Source organism: Pseudomonas sp. LD120, assembly GCF_009861525.1.
Lineage (GTDB): Bacteria > Pseudomonadota > Gammaproteobacteria > Pseudomonadales > Pseudomonadaceae > Aquipseudomonas.
Map to the genome: position 1 here is coordinate 2,141,686 of NZ_WVHL01000005.1, position 17,837 is coordinate 2,159,522.

The following is a 17,837-nucleotide window of genomic DNA, read 5'->3' on the forward strand; positions in this document are numbered from 1 at the left end:
CTGCCTGTGACTGGCTTGTTTATTACTTTGGAAGGCCCGGAAGGTGCCGGCAAAAGCACCAATCGCGAATACCTCGCCGAACGCCTGCGTGCTGCGGGGATCGAAGTGTTGTTGACTCGCGAGCCCGGTGGCACGCCCTTGGCCGAACGCATTCGCGAGGTGTTGCTGGCCCCGGGCGAAGAGCTCATGAGCGCGGATACCGAGTTGCTGCTGGTGTTCGCCGCCCGGGCCCAGCATCTGGCGGCGGTGATTCGTCCGGCGTTGGAGCGGGGGGCAGTGGTGCTGTGCGACCGTTTTACCGATTCGACCTACGCCTATCAAGGCGCTGGCCGTGGTCTTAGCATGGAGCGCATCGCCGCACTGGAGGCATTCGTTCAAGGTGAATTGCGTCCTGACCTGACCCTGGTCTTCGACCTGCCGGTGGCCGTCGGTTTGGCGCGTGCCAGTGCCCGCGGGCGCCTGGACCGCTTCGAGCAGGAAGGCCAGGCGTTTTTCCAAAGGGTCCGCGAGGCTTACCTCAAGCGTGCCGAAGCGGCTCCGCAGCGTTATTTCCTGGTGGATGCGGCGCAGCCTCTGGCGCAAGTCCAGCGATCACTCGATGCGTTGTTGCCGCAATTGCTGGAGCGCGCCCGTGGCTGAAGTCTTCCCCTGGCAGGAGGGCCTCTGGCAGCAGTTGGCCGGGCGCACGCAACACGCTCATGCCTACTTGTTGCATGGGGCGGCGGGCATCGGTAAGCGGGCCCTGGCCGAGCGTTTGATGGCGCGCCTGCTGTGCCAGCGCCCACAAGGGCTGGATGCCTGCGGACACTGCAAGTCCTGCTTGCTGTTGCAGGCCGGTAGCCATCCGGACAACTACGTGCTGGAGCCTGAGGAGGCGGACAAGGCGATCAAGGTCGACCAGGTGCGTGAGTTGGTGGGGTTCGTGGTCCAGACCGCCCAGTTGGGCGGGCGCAAGGTGGTGCTGATCGAGCCGGTAGAGTCGATGAACATCAACGCTTCCAATGCCCTGCTCAAGAGCCTCGAAGAACCCTCTGGCGATACCGTGCTGTTGTTGGTGAGCCACCAGCCGAGCCGCTTGTTGCCGACCATCAAGAGTCGTTGTGTACAGCAGGCCTGCCCGCTGCCCAGTGAGGCCATGAGCCTGCAATGGCTGTCCCAGGCCCTGCCTGAGTGTTCCCAGGAAGAGCGCGTGGAGCTGTTGACCCTGGCCGCGGGTTCACCCTTGGCCGCGGTCAGTCTGCAGGCTCAGGGTGTTCGCGACCAGCGGGCGCTGGTGGTGGAAGGGGTGAAGAAGTTGCTCAAGCAGCAACAGTCGCCGACTCAATTGGCCGAGTCCTGGAGCGCCATTCCGTTGTTGTTGCTGTTCGATTGGTTTTGCGACTGGTCGAGCCTGATCCTTCGCTATCAACTGACTCAGGATGAAGATGGCCTGGGTTTGCAGGACATGCGCAAGGTGGTGCAATACCTGGCGCAAAAGTCCGGGCAGGCCAATGTCTTGAACATACAGGACTGGATCCTCGCCCAGCGGCAAAAGGTGCTCAGCAAAGCCAACCTCAATCGCGTGCTGCTGCTTGAAGCGTTGTTGGTGCAATGGGCCGCATTGCCTACCCAGCGCTGATGGAGCGCGCCTAAAATCGAACCTGTCTCCGGCCGGAACGCACAGTCCGGCCCTTCATTGATCGGATGTAGTTGTTGCCTCTTATGCTCGTAGATTCCCATTGCCACCTTGATCGTCTTGACCTGGCCGCCCACGACGGCTCTTTGGATGCAGCCCTTGCAGCGGCGCGTCAGCGCGGTGTCGGACATTTCCTGTGCATTGGCGTCAGCGCGGACAACGCGGCGGACGTCAAGGCCCTTGCCGAGCGTTATGACGATGTCGATTGCTCGGTGGGGGTGCATCCATTGGATGTGCAGCCGGGCGCGGCGCCTGCCCTGGATTGGCTGCTGGATGAGCTGAACCACCCTCGGGTGGTGGCGATCGGCGAGACCGGTCTGGATTACCACTACGAACCAGAAGCCGCCGAGCTGCAGCAGGAGTCCTTCCGTTTGCACCTGCAGGCCGCCCAGCAAACGGGTAAACCGGTGGTAGTGCATACTCGCGGCGCGCGTGCCGACACCTTGGCTTTGCTGCGTGAAGCAGCGCTGCCCAATGCCGGCGTGCTGCATTGCTTCACCGAGGACTGGGACATGGCCAAGGCGGCCCTGGATCTGGGGTTCTATATCTCGCTGTCGGGGATTGTCACCTTCCGCAATGCCGACGCGCTGCGGGATGTGGCCCGGCAGGTGCCTGCCGATCGACTGTTGGTAGAAACCGATGCCCCCTACCTGGCACCGATTCCCTATCGCGGCAAACCCAACCTGCCGCAGTACGTGCGCGAGGTGGCGGAGTTTCTGGCGATGTTGCGCGGCGAAGCCTACGACGTCTTTGCCGAGCAAACCACCGCGAACTTCAAGCGGCTGTTCCCTTTGGCTCGGGTCAAGGGCGTGGTTTGATTCGCCGGGCGGCAAGGGCAGATTGCAGGCAAAAAAAACCCGGGTTCTGGGGGGGGAATCCGGGTTAAGACCATTAGGAGTAAAACTAAGGTACGCGGTCCCTTGGTACCTTGATCGGCGTTTCACTTGGGGGAGATGTCCCGCCGACAGTTGAAGTATTGATGAGTATTGCGTTCAGTCCAGTTATACATGTTCGTTTTTTAAACAAATTTGGAATACGAGCGCTTCGGTTGAGTTCTCATTTTCCGTGTTCGGCTGACGTTCACCGTATCTCGCTGGATTTTAGGGGAAATGGACGAAGTTCCCCGTGCGTCTTCACTGTACTTCCTGTTCGTCCGATCTTTACCCGGTTTTCATGAGCCCGCCGTTGTCATGGCTGGCCCCTAGGCAAGCCTTTACGGCTCGTGGCCTTGGCGGTTCACGCCTTTCAGAGGCCGACGCAGTTGCCTGGCCATGATGAAATTACGACTGGCGAAGGTGTTTTCGTCGAGCGTGAGGCTTGAGTCGGCAAGCGGTGCTGGTTACGGGAATATTGAGACTTTGCGGTCTATTCCGGGCCTCTGTGTTATTTGGCGTTTGCTATTTGAACCGGCTGCCGTCCCCGTATTCACCGGTGATGCCGGGCTTTTCAGGTCTATCCAGGTTGTTCGATCTGTCCGGCTTTTCTGTCAGAAGTCGCTGCAACGATGGATGATCCGTGCATTTTGGCGCCAGTTAGGCATAATACGCGGCTTCGATTTTGACCCCGAACAGACCTTTTCTTATGCAAAAAGAACCTCGTAAGGTCCGTGAGTTTCGACGCCGTGAGCAAGAAATTCTCGATACCGCGCTCAAGCTGTTCCTCGAACAAGGTGAAGACAGCGTCACCGTCGAGATGATTGCTGATGCCGTGGGTATCGGCAAAGGGACCATCTATAAGCATTTCAAGTCCAAGGCGGAGATCTATCTGCGCCTGATGCTCGACTACGAGCGGGACCTGAACGAGCTGCTGCACTCGGCTGACGTCGACAAGGACAAGGAAGCCCTGTCGCGTGCCTACTTCGAGTTCCGCATGCGCGATCCGCAGCGTTACCGGCTGTTCGACCGCCTGGAAGAAAAGGTGGTCAAGGGCAATCAGGTGCCGGAAATGGTCGAAGAGTTGCACAAGATCCGCGCGTCCAACTTCGAGCGCCTGACCCTGTTGATCAAGGGGCGCATCAGCGAGGGCAAGTTGGAAGACGTGCCGCCTTACTTCCACTACTGCGCGTCGTGGGCGCTGGTGCATGGCGCGGTAGCGCTGTACCACTCGCCGTTCTGGAGCAATGTGCTGGAGGATCAGGAAGGTTTCTTCCAGTTCCTGATGGACATCGGCGTGCGCATGGGCAACAAGCGCAAGCGCGATCCTGATACCTCCAACGGCTAAGACATTCAGCCGGTGTATCGCGCCATCGGGGAGCTGTATGGCGCGCTGACCGAGGAATATACTCAGGCATGGGGCTTGCCAAAACCTGATTTTTGGGTCAGGTTTTGCCCGGTTCTCCCTTCTTACGCCGGAGTCACCCATGATTGTTGATCGTCAAGGCAGGCGCTTTCGCAACTTGCGGATCAGTCTGACGTCTGCCTGCAACTACGCCTGTACCTACTGCGTGCCCAATGGCAAGCGGCTGGTGGCTGCGCAGGATGAGTTGTCGGCCGAGGCGATGGCCCGGGGTGTGGCGTACCTGATTGAGGCCGCGGGCATCGAACGCTTGCGCATCACCGGCGGCGAGCCGCTGGTCAGCCCCAAGCTGGAGGCTTTCATGGGCGCGGTAGGGTGCATGGGCCTTGAGGACATCAGCCTGACCACCAACGGCCAGCTCCTGGCGCGCAAGTTGCCGCTGTTGGTGGATGCCGGGATCCGGCGAATCAATGTTTCCCTCGATACCCTGAACGCAGCGGCTTTTCGCAGCATTGCCCGTGGCGGCGATTTGGCCGCGGTGCTCGATGGCATGGCACAGGCTCGGGCGGCGGGCTTGAAGATCAAGGTCAATATGGTGCCGTTGCGTGGCCAGAACCTGGATCAAGTCATGCCATTGCTCGATTACTGCCTGGAACGCGGCTATGAATTGCGCTTTATCGAGCTGATGCGCATGGGGCACCTGGCCAGCGACGGCAATGCCTTCCTGCAGCAGTTTGTCAGCCTGCAGCAATTGCTGGACCAGATCGGCGAACGTTATGAGTACCTTCAGGCCGATGCACCAATGGACGCTACTGCCGTGCGTTACGAGATTCCGGGGCGGGGGTATTTCGGAGTGATCGCCAACGAAAGCGTGCCTTTTTGCCGGACATGCTCGCGCCTGCGGTTGTCATCAACCGGCTGGCTGCACGGCTGCCTGTCATCCAGCAATCGTCACTATGTTGGCGATCTTTTGGACAAGCCGCGTCATCAAGCCTTGCCGGCCCTGCAGCGCCTGTTGATCAAGGCCCTGGAAGACAAGCAGGATGTGGCGTTTTCCGGCGGCGCCACGGTCATGAAGATCATTGGCGGCTGATGCTGTATTGGCGCAATGCCCTGCCATTATGGAGCTGGCGCGGAAGCTGCATCCCGTGGCCATTCGCCGGTTTTCCGTCACCGGATTTTGGAGGGTAGGATGCGTAGCCTGGTTTTGCTGCTGGCCTTTTTGGCGCTCGGCGGCTGCATGAATGTCAGTGATATGGGCGAAGGGGTGCGCTATCACCTGAGTGATGCGGGGGTGCTTGATCACAGCGATACCCGCCGTACCAGCTCATTTCGCATTCAGCCGGATTCGTTCGTTTTCATTGCCCAAGGGCATTTCGTACCGCCAGGTGGCGCTTATCCCCGGCCCAATGTGGTGGCTGAAGAAGCCTTCAACGGCTTTGTCGAGTATTTCCCCATGGTCCGTCGAGCCCGGTCACCCGAAGGCTTGAGCGAAGCGATGGCCGAAGCTCGGGAGGTGGGGGCGCACTATCTGCTGTATGCCCGGTTCGCCAAGGCGGACGACCGCATTGGCAACTCCGATGAGTGGTTGGATCAAGAGGCAGTGGACCGTCTTGGGGTCGATACCAGCACCATCCAGATCATGCTGATCGAAACCAGCACTCAGTACCTGATCGATACCACACGGATTCGCAGTCGTGGCGGTTTACTGACGTTCCACGACAACAAACCACAGGACTTGCTCGGCCCGCCGTTGCAGCAATACGCTCGCAGCCTGCTGGGCCTGAGCGACTGAGTTGGAGGAGAATGGCATGAGTGGTCCAGGCAAGGCCAATGACCTGTTGGCGCAGATTCCCAAGGCTGAAAAGGGCTTGCCTCCGGTCCACTTGTGGAACCCTGATTTCTGTGGTGACATTGACATGCGTATCGCCCGCGATGGCACCTGGTATTACCTGGGCACGCCTATCGGTCGCAAACCCATGGTCAAGCTGTTCTCCACCATCATCCGCCGCGATGGCGACGATTATTTCCTCGTCACTCCAGTGGAGAAGGTCGGGATCAAAGTCGATGATGCGCCCTTCGTCGCGGTGACGCTGGAGGTCGAAGGGCAGGGCGAAGGTCAGTTGCTGCGCTTTACCACTCATGTTGATGAGCAGGTGCTGGCCGGTAGTGAGCACCCACTGCGGGTGGTGATCGACCCGGTCACGCAGGAGCCGGCGCCTTACCTCCTGGTTCGCGACAACCTGGAAGCGCTGATCCATCGCAACGTCTTCTACCAACTGGTGGAGCTGGCGCAGCCCCGCATGTTTGATGGCCAGAGCTGGCTTGGGGTGTGGAGTGATGGGGTTTTCTTTCCTATCGGTCTGGAGCCTGAATAAGAGGTTTTGGATGGCGGCGAGGAGAAATTTCTTGCTCTGTGTCCGGCGTTTCATGTATCAAACCGGACATGCCTAAACATGTCCGATTCGATAAAAAAACACGCGTGGTCGACGAACTGATCCGGCGCATTGAAAGCGGTCTGATGGAAGACGGTTTTCAGCTTCCGGGTGAGCATCAGTTGGCCCAGGAATTTGGTGTCAGTCGCGGTACCTTGCGTGAGGCCCTGGCTGAACTTAAGCGCCGCAACTACATCGCCACGCAGAGCGGGGTCGGTTCCATCGTCACCTTTGACGGGGTGGCCCTGGATCAGCACCAGGGCTGGGCCCAGGCGCTGGCCGACAGCGGTGCGCTGGTCAACACCGAGGTGCTGCGCCTGGAGGCGATCCGCCGTCCGGATCTCAAGCACCGCCTTGGCACCGATCAATTCATTGCCCTCGATCGTCGTCGGCGCAGCACTGATGGCCGGGTGCTGTCCCTTGAGCGCTCCCTGATCCCCGCATCCGGCGAACTCGAAGGTTTGCCTCGGGTCGGTCTGATCGACGATTCCCTGACCATAACCCTGGCCGCCTATGGCTACATCGGTGAGCGCGGTGATCAGTGGATCGGCGCCGAGCCACTGAGCGCCGAGGACGCCGAACTGCTCGGGCGTGCGCCGGGCGAAGTCTTCATCAAAGCCCTGCGCACCACCTACGACCGCCAGGGCCGTTTCATGGAACAGGTCGAAAGCTTGTTGGATCCGCAGCATTTTCGGATGCATCTGCAATTTGGCGCTGCACGATGAGCCCGCTCCAGCGAGCGCTCGGCGCCTTTTACGGACTGGCGCTAGGGGATGCGCTGGGGATGCCCACGCAATCGTTGAGTCGTGAGCAGATCCAACAGCGTTTCGGCGCTATCGAGACCTTGGTAGACGCCGGGCCTGATCAGCCGATCGCCGCCAACATGCCCAAGGGATCAATCACCGATGACACCGAGCAGGCGATCCTGGTGGGGCGCTTGCTGGTGGAGGGACAAGGACGGATCGCCCCGCAAGCATTGGCCCAGCGGCTGATCGACTGGGAGGCGCTGATGCAGGCCAGGGGCTCCCAGGATCTGCTGGGACCGTCCACCAAGCGCGCCATTGAAATGATCCTCGCAGGCCACTCGGTGGAGGAGGCTGGTCGCTACGGCACCACCAATGGTGCGGCAATGCGCATCACCCCGGTGGCGATCGCCAGTGACGTGGCCAAGCCCGAGGCGTTTATCCGGGCAGTGGTCGGGGCTTGTCAGGTGACTCACAACACCAGCCTGGGCATCGCCAGTGCCGCCGCGGTGGCGGCGGTGGTTTCTGCTGGGATCAACGGCGCCTCCCTGGTCGAGGCCTTACCCCTTGGGGCGCAGATAGCCCGCCAGGCCCAAACCCATGGGCACTGGGTGGCGGGCGCGAGCATGGCCGCCCGGCTGGAGTGGGCCAGCAGCCTGAGGGTTGAGGGCGACAAAGAGCGTTTTGCCCAGATGCTGTATGAGTTGGTTGGTACCTCGGTGGCGTCCCAGGAATCGGTGGTGGTGAGTTTTACTCTGGCCGGCCAGGTGGCTTTGGGTCAGTTGCAGGCCTTCGAGGCGTTGTGCATGGCCGCCAGCCTGGGCGGTGACACCGACACCATTGCCGCCATTCTCGGGGCCATGCTTGGCGCCTGTCTGGGATTGCAGGTCTGGCCGGCACAACTGATTGCCCAGGTGCAGCAGGTCAATGAACTGGACCTGCTGCCTTTGATACAAAAGCTGTTAACGCTGCGCTGAGTCGCTTGCTCAGCGAACATCGATCGCTATGGAAAGCTTCAAACACGGCCAGGAATGCCGGGATGTTCAGCGACTTCCGAAATTGCCTAAAACCATAACAACGGCAACAGGAGCCTTATTCATGAGTTCATCGACAGCAGGGCCAAGCGCCGGGCAATTGGAGACGCGGGGTATCGAGCCGGTGCCTGAAGCGGAGTGCAACGGTCATCCGCTGCAACTGTTCTGGGTCTGGTTTGCGGCCAATATCAGCATTCTCGGCTTGCCCTTGGGCGCCACCCTGGTGGCGTTTCGTGCCCTGTCGATCTGGCAAGTGGTGCTGGTGGCGATCCTGGGGTCGGTAGGCTCGTTTGCGGTGGTCGGCTTGATCTCGGTGGCCGGTCGACGCGGGCGGGCGCCAAGCCTGACGTTGTCCCGAGCGATCTTCGGCGTGCGCGGCAATATCGGCCCGACGCTGGTCTCGATGCTCTCGCGGGTGGGCTGGGAGACGGTCAACACCACCACCGCAGCCTTTGTTCTGCTGTCCCTGAGCACGATCCTGTTCGGCACTCCGGCCTCGGCCAAGGAGGCGCCACTGTTGACCCTGCTGTTTATCGGCATTTTCGTCTTGATGACCTTGAGCGTGTCCGGCCTGGGCCACGCCACGCTGTTGGTGATCCAGAAGTGGGCCACCTACGGCTTCGGCGCGCTGAATGTGCTGGTGGGCGGCTTTCTCTGCGCCACCATCGACTGGAGCGCGGTGTTCAATGCCGCTCCAGCACCGATGAGCGCGATGATCATCGGCGTCGGCACCATGGCCGCCGGTACCGGGATTGGCTGGGCCAGCTCCGGGGCCGACATGTCGCGCTATCAGCGACGTTCGGTCAGCGCCGGGCGTCTGGTGGCTTCGGCGGCCTTTGGGGCGGGTATTCCGCTGGTGCTGCTGATCACCCTGGGTGGGCTGCTGTCGGTGGGCAATGATCAACTGGCCTCGGCGGTCGATCCGATCATCGCGATCCGCGACATGCTGCCCACCTGGATGGCCGTGCCTTACCTGATCGCCGCCTTTGGTGGCTTGCTGTTGTCCAACAACTTGTCGGTGTATTCCGCAGGTCTCACCGCGTTGACCCTGGGTCTCAAGGTCAAGCGGGTCTATGCGGTGCTGGTGGATATCGTGGCGATCTTCATCGGTTCGATCTATTTCATGCTGATTGCCGACAGTTTCTACGGCCCTTTCATCAGCTTCATTTCCTTGCTGGCGGTGCCGATTACCGCCTGGGTGGGGATCTTCGTCGTGGACTTGATCCATCGTCATTACTACAGCGCCGAAGACCTGTTGAACGTTGGCCCCGGCAGTGCCTATTGGTATCAGGGCGGCATTGAATGGCGTGCGTTCGGCGCCTGGGTGCTGGCCATCGTCCTGGGGTTCTGTTTCACCACCATAGGCACCACCGCTGAGGATGTCTGGTTCACCGGGCCTCTGGCGGACTCCTGGTTGGGTCACAACGGTCTGGGGTGGATCGTCACCTTCCTGGTGGCCGGCGGCGGTTATGGCCTGCTGGGCGGCGCTCGGGATCGGCGTGCAGCGTTTGCCGAGAATGCCAATGCCTAGATTGCTTCATAGCGGCCAGGTGATCGTTGATCTGGTGATGGCCATTGAGCGCTTGCCGGCTCCCGGCGGCGATGTGCTGGCGCAATCGGCGAGTTTCGAGGTCGGTGGTGGCTTCAACGTTATGGCTGCTGCGGCGCGCAACGGTTTGCCGGTGGTCTACCTGGGGCGCCATGGCGTGGGGCGCTTTGGTGATCTGGCGCGAGAGGCGATGCAGGCTGAAGGTATTCAGTTGAGCCTGGCGTGCAGTGCGGGTGCCGACACCGGTTTGTGTGTGGCCCTGACCGAAGCCTGCGCCGAGCGCACCTTCATCTCCCATATTGGCGCCGAGGGCGAACTGTCTGCCGAAGATCTGGCTCAAGTCCGGGTGACGGCCGGGGATTACCTTTACGTCAGCGGCTACAGCCTGTTACAGGCGAGCAAGGCCCAGGCGCTGATCGACTGGCTACTGGCTGTGCCACGTTCGCTGCCGCTGATGTTCGACCCGGGGCCACTGGCGGCCTCGGCGGATTCAGCGCTGATGACAGCCTTGCTGCCACGGATCGACATCTGGAGCAGCAACCGCGCCGAGGCTCTGCAGGCGACGGCCACCCTGGAGCTCGCCGAGGCCTTGTCGGCACTGGCGGGCATGTTGTCGCCCAGTGCTTTGCTGGTCGTGCGAGACGGCCCCCAAGGCTGTTGGATCGGCCAGCAGGGGCATCATGTGCGGGTGCCGGGGTTTGCCGTCGAGGCGCTAGACAGCAATGGTGCCGGCGACGCCCATGCGGGGGTCTTCATTGCCGCCCTGGCGGCGGGGCTGGAGCCGCTGGCCGCTGCCCGGCGGGCCAATGCCGCGGCTGCCATTGCGGTGACGCATCGTGGCCCGGCTACCGCTCCGGGCAGCGCTGAAGTGGACGCCTTGTTGCGGGCGCACTGATCGCCACGGGCAGCGCCAGGTTTTCGCCGTCGCTAATCAGCCAGCCTCTGCCGCGCCTCGATCAGCGCTCTCGGGTCATGGCGTTGTTCCTTTCGGCCGGCTGTCCGGGGGCTGCTGGACTGAATCGGTGTTGAGCTTACTGGCTGATGCCTTCAGAGCCCGAGCCACCGATGCTGGTTGAGCCGCCACCGGTCTTGCGGTCATTGGGCGTGCTCCAATCCCCGGTGCCAACGCCGCCCTGACGGCCGCTGTCATTGCCTTGAATGCGCGGATCGGTGCCGGTGGCTGGCGGCAGCGAGCTTTCGTCCAGGGTTGGTGGGTTGATCTTGATCTTCGGTATGACCTTGGGCGCGGGAGATGTTGCTGCTTCCACGGGGTTGCTCGGACCGCTGGCACCGGCCAGTACCGCGCCAGAGAGCAGCCCGCTCAGGGTGAGGATAGCGAGTTGAGCCTTGGCCATGGTGTTGTCTCCATTCGTTAGAGTCGTTACCTGATATTGGTCCGCTGGGTCATGCGCTTGGTGCCAGATGACCGACGAATGGTCTTATGCGGCATGCCCTGTCTGCCCAGAGCAGAAAAGACGCCAGCCCAGCCGGCCAAGACTGATCAGCCAGTTGAGCAAGGCAACGCCCAGCACGCTCAGCAGCAGCGCCTGGATGCCTGCCTCGACGATGATCTTGCCGGCCAGCCAGGGAAAACCGAACACCCCGATAAAGTAGGACAGGCTGAACAGCAGCAAGGCTTGTGAAGTGCTGCCGCTGGGTGCTTCGTTGGCCGCCAGAGCGTTGATCACCGAGTACGTCAGGCCGTAGCCGACCCCCAGGAGCACGGCGGCCAGCAGGTAGCTGGCGCTGCTGTCCACGGCAAACAGGAACAGCAGGATCGACACCACCATCACCCCCGAGAGCAGGCAGGCGGCGCGGTAGGGGTCATGCTTGACCACGAAGCCGGCGATCAGCATCCGGCTGACGATGGCCGCGCTCATAAAGCCGAGAAAGAACAGCGAATAGTCCACGCCCCGCGACGGTCCATAGCTGGTCTGAAAGCTCGACAGACCGCCGAATACGCAGCCGCCCAGGCCCACCATCACGATGGGCAGCAGCGCCTTGGAGGAGAGGACTCGAGCGGCGCCGCGCCAGGTGATTTTTGCCGCCGAGGCGCCCAGATGGTTGGGCTGCTGGCGCAAGCGGGCGCCCAGTTTGCAGAAGATCAGCACGCCCATCAGGCTGGCGCCGGCGGCAATGAAAAAAGCACTGGTCAATGGATAGTCAAGGGCGCTGGCCAAGCGCCCCAGCAGCGGGCCTGAGCCAATGCCGGTCATCATGCTGCCCGACAGTAGGGCGAAGTAGCGCGCCCGATGTGCGGGCTCCACCAGCATTGCCACAATGATCGGCCCCAGGGTGTAGAACGCGCCCCAGCCCAGGCCCAGAGTCAGGCCGAACCACAGCAGGTCGTGGCCGAACCCCGGCGTCAGGGCAAACCCCAGGCAGGCCAGGACCAGCAGGCAGCCCAGCAGTGCCACCGAGCGGGCGGCGCCGAGCCAGTCCGAGAGGTGCCCGGAGCCGATCACGGCGATAAACGTGCTGAGCATTGCCGCCGAAATCACGCTGCCGGCATCGTGCTCATTGCCGCCGCGACTGCTGATCAACAAGGACAGCAGAAAGGTCGAGCCGTAAGACAGAGACAACAGATAGCTGCCCAGGCACAACAGCCCGAACAAGAGGCCCGACACCTCGGATTGCGGATTGGCCTGCGTGGACATGAAAGCGCCTCATTGTGCTTGGAGTGATGCAGGGCTTTCTAACATGCCGACGCCGGCGCTTGGTTGTGTTCCTGCTGGCCTCAGGGTTAGCCGTCAGCGGAGTGAGCCTGGGGCTTACAGGCCGATTTCTTCCAGCAACTCCTGCCTGAAGCGTTGCAGGCGCTCATGCCGAATCTGCGCCAGGCGGGCGCCGCAGGGGGTCTGAAAACCTTCGGCCAGGTGCAGCAGCTTGGTCTGGAAGTGATCTAGGGTGAAGCGTGAGTCATCGAGTTCGCGCTGCTGGGCCGTGGGATCGGCGGGGTCGTAGAGGGCCAGGCCCAGGCGGCCGGAGACGTAGAAGGTCCGCGCCACGCCCAGGGCGCCCAGGGCATCGAGTCGATCGGCGTCCTGAAGGATCCTGGCTTCCAGGGTGGCAGGAGCGAGGGCGGCGGAAAAGCTGTGGGCGGCGATGGCGTGGGCCACCGCTTCGATTTCGGCGTCGCTCCAGCCCAGTCCAGTGAGAATCCCTCGGGCCTTGTCCGCCGACAGACGTGACGCCTGGGCGCGCAACGGGGCGTTTTTTTCCACGCTCACGCAATCGTGGAGTAGGGTCGCGGCCAGCAACACGCTGAGGTCGCCGCCCTCTTCATCGACGATGCGTCGCACGTTGTGCCAGACCCGTTGCAGGTGGGACAGGTCATGGGAGCCATCATTGGTCGGTTCGAGGGCGTGGCTCAGCAAGGTTTCTGCCAGGGCATGCAAGGGAGCAAAGTGCATTCGTCGGTCCGGGGTAATCAGTTCGGTGTCCGGCATGATCGGTGATTGGCCGATTCCTATAAATGCCCGTGCAAGTCTTTCGGCTGTCGTTCTAATATGGCCGCCTGATTCCGCCATGAGAACCGTCGATGTCCGTCGAAATCCGTCCTGCACTGCCCAGCGATGCCCCGCAGATTCTTGCTTTCATCACCGAGCTCGCCGACTACGAGCGGGCTCGTCATGAGGTGATCGCCGGTGTCGCCGACATCGAACGCAGCCTGTTCAGCGAAGGCGCCACGGCCCATGGCCTGATTTGCTTGCGAGAGGGGGGGCCGATCGGTTTCGCGGTGTTTTTCTTCAGCTACTCCACTTGGTTGGGCAGTAACTGCCTGTACCTGGAAGACCTCTACATCACCCCGGAGCAGCGGGGCGGCGGGGCGGGCAAGCAACTGCTGCGGCACCTGGCGCAGATCGCCTGCGATAACGATTGCGGGCGCTTTGAATGGAGTGTGCTGGAGTGGAACGAACCGGCCATCCAGTTCTACAAGTCCCTGGGCGCCCAGCCGCAGGAAGAGTGGGTCAAGTACCGCATGGACGGCGAAGTACTGCGCGCTTTCGCCCGCGGCTGATCACAGCCGCTGTTCGCCGACGCCGGCTTGCGCAGGCCCCGGCTTGCCGGCCAAGGCCGCTCCATGGAGCGCCTGCCACCGCCAGGCCGGGTCTGCATGATGCCGGGATTCAGCCCTTCAAGCTGGCCATGTCGATCACGAAGCGGTATTTCACATCGCCCTTGATCATGCGTTCGTAGGCTTCATTGATCTGGCGGATGTCGAGCATTTCGATGTCGCAGGTGATGCCGTGCTCGGCGCAGAAATCCAGCACTTCCTGGGTTTCCGCGATGCCGCCGATCAGCGAGCCGGCCAGTACCCGACGGCTCATCACCAGCTTGCCGGCATGCAGCGCCGGGTCCACCGGCTCGATCAGGCCCACCAGAATGTGCACGCCGTCAAAGCGCAGGGTGTCGAGGTAGGGATTGAGGTCGTGGGGCACCGGAATGGTGTCCAGGAGGAAGTCGAAGTGCCCGGCCACCGCCTGCATCTGCGCCGCGTCGGTGGACACGACCACGTGATCGGCGCCCTGGTGGCGGGCTTCTTCGGCCTTGCTCGCCGAACGGGTGAACAGGGTCACTTCGGCGCCCAGGGCCTTGGCGAACTTGATGCCCATGTGGCCCAGGCCGCCCATGCCGAGAATCCCCACCTTGTCACCAGCCTTCACGCCATAGTGCTTGAGCGGTGAGTAGGTGGTGATGCCGGCACAGAGAATCGGCGCGGCGCTGGTCAGGTCGAGCTTCTCGGGAATGCGCACGACAAAGTGCTCGCTGACCACGATGCTGTCGGAGTAGCCGCCCATGGTATTGCTGCCGTCGACCCGATCCGGGGTGGCGTAGGTCATGGTCGGGCCTTCCAGGCAGTACTGTTCCAGGTCCGCGGCGCAGGCTTCGCAGTGGCGGCAGGAATCCACCATGCAGCCGACGCCCACCAGGTCGCCGACCTTGTGCTTGCTGACATTGGCGCCGACCGCAGTGACCTTGCCGACGATCTCGTGGCCGGGCATCAGTGGGTACACGGCGATGCCCCATTCGTTGCGGGCCTGGTGGATATCGGAGTGACAGACACCGCAGTAGAGAATCTCGATGGCAACATCGTCCGGACGAGGACTGCGACGCTGGAAGCTCATGGGGGCGAGGGGCGTGGTGGCCGATTGGGCGGCATAGCCGATGGCGGTGTACATGATGAACCTCGCGAAAATGCTGACGATTGAGGCGGAGCATTCTCGGCGTCGAGCCCGGGGCCAACCATGGCGATTCCTCGGCATGTCATGCCTATTCCTCCACCATTGGCGGTTTTCACACGGCATTGGCGGACAGACCTGCGATGATGTTTTCATCCCTTTTTCCGTGAAGTGTTTCCCATGCTGCTGACCCGTCATCTGGACGCCAATGCCACCCTGGTTTCGCTGATCCAGCCCCTTGCCAGCCGAGATGGTTTCGTGGCTACCACCTTGCCTGGAGTCCAGGTGCTGCGGGCCAGTTGCGATGTGGCGCGCGGCCCGCAGATCTATGAGCCGAGCCTGATGATCATTGTCCAGGGCAGTAAGTTGGCGTACCTGGGGACGCGGACCCTTGAGTATGGTGCCGGGCATTACCTGATCCAGGCGCTGTCGGTGCCCTTCGAGTGTGAAACCTTCGCTATGCCCGATGCGCCGCTGCTGGGCATTTCCATCGCCATCGATCGGGCGGTTCTCAGCGAGTTGGTGCTGGCCATGGGCATCACCGAAGGCCGGGCCGCTTCGGCGCAGACCCTGGAGTCCATGACCTCGGCGGTGCTCGATGACAGTATGCGTGGTTGTGTGGAGCGGCTGCTGCGCTGTCTGCACGATCCTCTGGAGTGCAAGGTCATGGGCGCGTCCAGAGTGCGCGAACTGCTCTTCGCTGCCCTGCGCGGGCCCCAGGCCGATGCCCTGCGGGCACTGGTGGAGCAGCAGGGGCATTTCGCCCGGGTCGCGGCATCGCTCAATCATCTGCATGAGCATTACACCGAGCCCTTGAGTGTCGAGACCCTGGCCCGCTGCGCCAACATGAGTCCCTCGACCTTCCACGAGTATTTCAAGCGCAGCACCTTGCTGTCGCCGGTGCAGTACCTAAAGCGCCTGCGCCTGCTCAAGGCTCAGCAGTTGCTGTTGGGGGAAGGGCTTGGCGTGGCCCAGGTAGCGCATCGGGTGGGCTACCAGAGCACCTCGCAGTTCAGTCGCGAGTACAAGCGCTACTTCGAACGCAACCCCGGCGAAGAGCGCGCGGCCTGAGCGCCAATGCCCTTGCAGGGGTTGGCTTGCCAGCGAAGGTGCCTATGAGTCGAAACCAGGCTTGAGGGAGCGTTTTCGCTGGCAAGCCGGCACCTACAGGCTGCTGGGTCGGACAGCGGCATGAAAAAGGCCCCCATATAGGGGGCCTCTTTTGTCCTGCGGCGACTTACATGTTCGGGTAAGTCGGGCCGCCAGCGCCTTCTGGGGTGACCCAGGTGATGTTCTGGGCAGGGTCCTTGATGTCGCAGGTCTTGCAGTGCACGCAGTTCTGCGCGTTGATCTGGAAGCGCTTCTCGCCGTCTTCCTGAGTGATGACTTCGTACACGCCGGCCGGGCAGTAACGCTGGGCAGGCTCGTCGTACAGCGGCAGGTTGCGGCCCAGCGGGATGCTCGGGTCGGTCAGCTTGAGGTGGCAAGGCTGTTCTTCTTCGTGGTTGGTGCCAGAGATGAACACCGAGCTCAGCTTGTCGAAGCTGAGTTTGCCGTCGGGTTTGGGGTAGTTGATCTTCGTGCAGTCCTTGGCCAGCTTCAGGCAGGCATAGTCCGGCTTGGTGTCGTGCAGGGTGAAGGGCAGCTTGCCGCCGAAGATGTTCTGGTCCATCCAGTTGAAGCCGGCACCGATGATCGGGCCGAACTTGTGCATGGCCGGGCCGAAGTTGCGGCTGGCGAACAGCTCTTCATACAGCCAGCTGGACTTGAACGAGTCGACGTAGCTCTTGAGCTCGTCGGCCCCTTCGGAACCGGCGAACAGTGAGTCGGCGACCGCATCGGCGGCGAGCATGCCGGACTTCATGGCGGTATGGCTGCCCTTGATCTTGGCCACGTTCATGGTGCCCAGGTCGCAACCGATCAGTGCGCCGCCCTTGAACACCATCTTCGGCAGCGAGTTGATACCGCCTTTGGCCAGGGCGCGCGCGCCGTAGCTGATGCGCTTGCCGCCCTCTAGGTACTGGGCCAGCACCGGGTGATGCTTGAGGCGCTGGAACTCGTCGAACGGTGACAGGTAGGTGTTGGCGTAGGACAGGTCGACGATCAGGCCCACCACCACTTGGTTGTTTTCCAGGTGATAGAGGAAGGAGCCGCCGGTGTTCTCGTTGCTCATGATGTCCAGCGGCCAGCCGGCGGTGTGGACCACCAGGCCCGGTTGATGCTTGGCCGGGTCGATTTCCCAGATTTCCTTGAGGCCGATGCCGTAGTGCTGGGCATCCGCATCGCTGTCCAGGTTGAATTGCTTGATCAGTTGCTTGCCGATATGGCCACGGCAGCCTTCGGCGAACAGGGTGTATTTACCGCGCAGTTCCATGCCAGGGGTATAGAGGCCGTCTTTCGGCTGGCCTTCACGGTCGACACCCAGATCGCCGGTGATGATCCCGCGTACCACGCCGTTTTCGTCGATCAAGGCTTCCTGGGCGGCGAAGCCCGGGTAGATTTCCACGCCCAGGTTTTCCGCTTGTTGGGCCAGCCAGCGGCACAGGTTGCCCAGGGAAATGATGTAGTTGCCTTCGTTGTGCATGGTCTTGGGCACAAAGAAGTCTGGAACCTTGGTGGCGGTTTCGCCGCTGCGCAGGACATAGATGTCATCGCGGGTGACCGGAGTGTTGAGCGGGGCGCCCAGTTCCTTCCAGTCCGGAAACAGTTCATTCAGGGCCCGTGGTTCGAACACGGCACCGGAAAGGATGTGAGCGCCGACTTCGGAGCCTTTTTCAACCACGCAGACGCTGATTTCCTTCCCGGCTTCAGCGGCCTTCTGCTTAAGGCGGCAAGCGGCGGACAAGCCTGCGGGGCCGGCACCGACGATGACCACGTCGAATTCCATGTATTCGCGTTCCACTAGGCTATCTCCTACTCAAGGCTCAACGGTTTTTCTAATTGGAGGTTTGGCGTTGCATCCGCGCTTTCTCCCATCGCATTC

At 61.9% G+C, this 17,837-nt stretch carries 18 protein-coding genes; 13 read left to right on the forward strand and 5 right to left on the reverse strand.

Translation table 11 applies throughout. The features are described from left to right. Window positions 1–6 precede the first annotated feature (6 nt). The 11 genes from tmk to PLD_RS24205 all read left to right on the forward strand — a co-directional run bounded on the left by tmk (window position 7) and on the right by PLD_RS24205 (window position 10,566). Window positions 7–639, forward strand: a complete 633-nt coding sequence (tmk, locus tag PLD_RS24155; protein ID WP_159897236.1) for a dTMP kinase — start codon at window positions 7–9, stop codon at window positions 637–639. Then, window positions 632–1,618 carry a DNA polymerase III subunit delta' gene (locus PLD_RS24160; protein ID WP_159897237.1) on the forward strand — a complete coding sequence of 329 codons (987 nt, stop codon included), beginning with the start codon at window positions 632–634 and terminating at the stop codon, window positions 1,616–1,618. Before tmk ends, PLD_RS24160 begins: the two co-directional genes overlap by 8 nt. Window positions 1,619–1,701: 83 nt before the next feature. Further along, complete coding sequence (locus PLD_RS24165; RefSeq protein WP_159897238.1) at window positions 1,702–2,493, forward strand: TatD family hydrolase; 792 nt, start codon at window positions 1,702–1,704, stop codon at window positions 2,491–2,493. A 763-nt stretch (window positions 2,494–3,256) separates the two neighbouring features. Then, window positions 3,257–3,895 (forward strand): TetR/AcrR family transcriptional regulator, encoded by a 639-nt coding sequence (locus PLD_RS24170; RefSeq protein ID WP_159897239.1) that lies wholly within the window; start codon window positions 3,257–3,259, stop codon window positions 3,893–3,895. A 139-nt stretch (window positions 3,896–4,034) separates the two neighbouring features. Further along, a complete protein-coding gene (locus PLD_RS24175) occupies window positions 4,035–5,003 on the forward strand; it encodes a GTP 3',8-cyclase MoaA (protein WP_159897240.1) in 969 nt (322 codons plus the stop codon). A gap of 99 nt (window positions 5,004–5,102) precedes the next feature. Further along, entirely contained in the window at window positions 5,103–5,705 is a 603-nt protein-coding gene (locus PLD_RS24180) for a DUF4823 domain-containing protein (RefSeq protein WP_159897241.1), read from the forward strand. Between the two features lie 16 nt (window positions 5,706–5,721). Next, entirely contained in the window at window positions 5,722–6,288 is a 567-nt protein-coding gene (locus tag PLD_RS24185; protein WP_159897242.1) for a DUF1285 domain-containing protein, read from the forward strand. A 68-nt stretch (window positions 6,289–6,356) separates the two neighbouring features. Further along, entirely contained in the window at window positions 6,357–7,070 is a 714-nt protein-coding gene (locus tag PLD_RS24190) for a GntR family transcriptional regulator (protein ID WP_159897243.1), read from the forward strand. Further along, window positions 7,067–8,065, forward strand: coding sequence for an ADP-ribosylglycohydrolase family protein (locus tag PLD_RS24195; protein ID WP_159897244.1), 999 nt, complete (start codon window positions 7,067–7,069; stop codon window positions 8,063–8,065). The genes PLD_RS24190 and PLD_RS24195 overlap by 4 nt, the downstream gene beginning before the upstream one ends. Window positions 8,066–8,186: 121 nt before the next feature. Continuing rightward, window positions 8,187–9,653: a cytosine permease gene (locus PLD_RS24200; protein ID WP_159897245.1), complete on the forward strand. Its 1,467-nt coding sequence runs from the start codon at window positions 8,187–8,189 to the stop codon at window positions 9,651–9,653. Further along, window positions 9,646–10,566, forward strand: a complete 921-nt coding sequence (locus PLD_RS24205) for a PfkB family carbohydrate kinase (RefSeq protein ID WP_159897246.1) — start codon at window positions 9,646–9,648, stop codon at window positions 10,564–10,566. The genes PLD_RS24200 and PLD_RS24205 overlap by 8 nt, the downstream gene beginning before the upstream one ends. A gap of 136 nt (window positions 10,567–10,702) precedes the next feature. Here the strand turns inward: PLD_RS24205 and PLD_RS24210 are convergent, their stop codons facing one another. The 3 genes from PLD_RS24210 to PLD_RS24220 all read right to left on the reverse strand — a co-directional run bounded on the left by PLD_RS24210 (window position 10,703) and on the right by PLD_RS24220 (window position 13,084). Beyond that, window positions 10,703–11,026 carry a hypothetical protein gene (locus tag PLD_RS24210; RefSeq protein ID WP_159897247.1) on the reverse strand — a complete coding sequence of 108 codons (324 nt, stop codon included), beginning with the start codon at window positions 11,024–11,026 and terminating at the stop codon, window positions 10,703–10,705. Between the two features lie 84 nt (window positions 11,027–11,110). Continuing rightward, the gene (locus PLD_RS24215; RefSeq protein WP_159897248.1) at window positions 11,111–12,328 is read right to left on the reverse strand and encodes an MFS transporter; all 1,218 of its coding nucleotides are present in this window, start codon (window positions 12,326–12,328) and stop codon (window positions 11,111–11,113) included. Between the two features lie 114 nt (window positions 12,329–12,442). Then, the gene (locus PLD_RS24220) at window positions 12,443–13,084 is read right to left on the reverse strand and encodes an HD domain-containing protein (RefSeq protein WP_159897249.1); all 642 of its coding nucleotides are present in this window, start codon (window positions 13,082–13,084) and stop codon (window positions 12,443–12,445) included. 128 nt (window positions 13,085–13,212) lie between these two features. Between PLD_RS24220 and PLD_RS24225 the strand changes: the two genes are divergently transcribed. Further along, on the forward strand, window positions 13,213–13,692 hold the full coding sequence (locus PLD_RS24225) for a GNAT family N-acetyltransferase (protein ID WP_159897250.1): 480 nt from the start codon (window positions 13,213–13,215) through the stop codon (window positions 13,690–13,692). Between the two features lie 109 nt (window positions 13,693–13,801). Here PLD_RS24225 and PLD_RS24230 read toward each other — a convergent pair whose 3' ends face one another. After that, entirely contained in the window at window positions 13,802–14,854 is a 1,053-nt protein-coding gene (locus PLD_RS24230; RefSeq protein ID WP_159897251.1) for an NAD(P)-dependent alcohol dehydrogenase, read from the reverse strand. Window positions 14,855–15,034: 180 nt separating this feature from the next. On the opposite strand from PLD_RS24230, the gene PLD_RS24235 reads away from it, so the two are divergent. Further along, complete coding sequence (locus PLD_RS24235) at window positions 15,035–15,925, forward strand: AraC family transcriptional regulator (RefSeq protein ID WP_159897252.1); 891 nt, start codon at window positions 15,035–15,037, stop codon at window positions 15,923–15,925. Between the two features lie 166 nt (window positions 15,926–16,091). Here PLD_RS24235 and PLD_RS24240 read toward each other — a convergent pair whose 3' ends face one another. Continuing rightward, on the reverse strand, window positions 16,092–17,756 hold the full coding sequence (locus PLD_RS24240) for an electron transfer flavoprotein-ubiquinone oxidoreductase (RefSeq protein WP_159897253.1): 1,665 nt from the start codon (window positions 17,754–17,756) through the stop codon (window positions 16,092–16,094). Between the last annotated feature and the right edge of the window lie 81 nt (window positions 17,757–17,837).

Coding starts and splice junctions, on each gene's coding strand:
- PLD_RS24170 (WP_159897239.1), top strand. CDS start 3,257: ATGCAAAAAGAACCTCGTAAGGTCCGTGAGTTTCGACGCCGTGAGCAA.
- PLD_RS24205 (WP_159897246.1), top strand. CDS start 9,646: ATGCCTAGATTGCTTCATAGCGGCCAGGTGATCGTTGATCTGGTGATG.
- PLD_RS24190 (WP_159897243.1), top strand. CDS start 6,357: ATGCCTAAACATGTCCGATTCGATAAAAAAACACGCGTGGTCGACGAA.
- PLD_RS24200 (WP_159897245.1), top strand. CDS start 8,187: ATGAGTTCATCGACAGCAGGGCCAAGCGCCGGGCAATTGGAGACGCGG.
- PLD_RS24215 (WP_159897248.1), bottom strand. CDS start 12,328: ATGTCCACGCAGGCCAATCCGCAATCCGAGGTGTCGGGCCTCTTGTTC.
- PLD_RS24225 (WP_159897250.1), top strand. CDS start 13,213: ATGTCCGTCGAAATCCGTCCTGCACTGCCCAGCGATGCCCCGCAGATT.
- PLD_RS24185 (WP_159897242.1), top strand. CDS start 5,722: ATGAGTGGTCCAGGCAAGGCCAATGACCTGTTGGCGCAGATTCCCAAG.
- PLD_RS24235 (WP_159897252.1), top strand. CDS start 15,035: ATGCTGCTGACCCGTCATCTGGACGCCAATGCCACCCTGGTTTCGCTG.
- PLD_RS24175 (WP_159897240.1), top strand. CDS start 4,035: ATGATTGTTGATCGTCAAGGCAGGCGCTTTCGCAACTTGCGGATCAGT.
- PLD_RS24195 (WP_159897244.1), top strand. CDS start 7,067: ATGAGCCCGCTCCAGCGAGCGCTCGGCGCCTTTTACGGACTGGCGCTA.
- PLD_RS24220 (WP_159897249.1), bottom strand. CDS start 13,084: ATGCACTTTGCTCCCTTGCATGCCCTGGCAGAAACCTTGCTGAGCCAC.
- PLD_RS24165 (WP_159897238.1), top strand. CDS start 1,702: ATGCTCGTAGATTCCCATTGCCACCTTGATCGTCTTGACCTGGCCGCC.
- PLD_RS24230 (WP_159897251.1), bottom strand. CDS start 14,854: ATGTACACCGCCATCGGCTATGCCGCCCAATCGGCCACCACGCCCCTC.
- PLD_RS24180 (WP_159897241.1), top strand. CDS start 5,103: ATGCGTAGCCTGGTTTTGCTGCTGGCCTTTTTGGCGCTCGGCGGCTGC.
- PLD_RS24210 (WP_159897247.1), bottom strand. CDS start 11,026: ATGGCCAAGGCTCAACTCGCTATCCTCACCCTGAGCGGGCTGCTCTCT.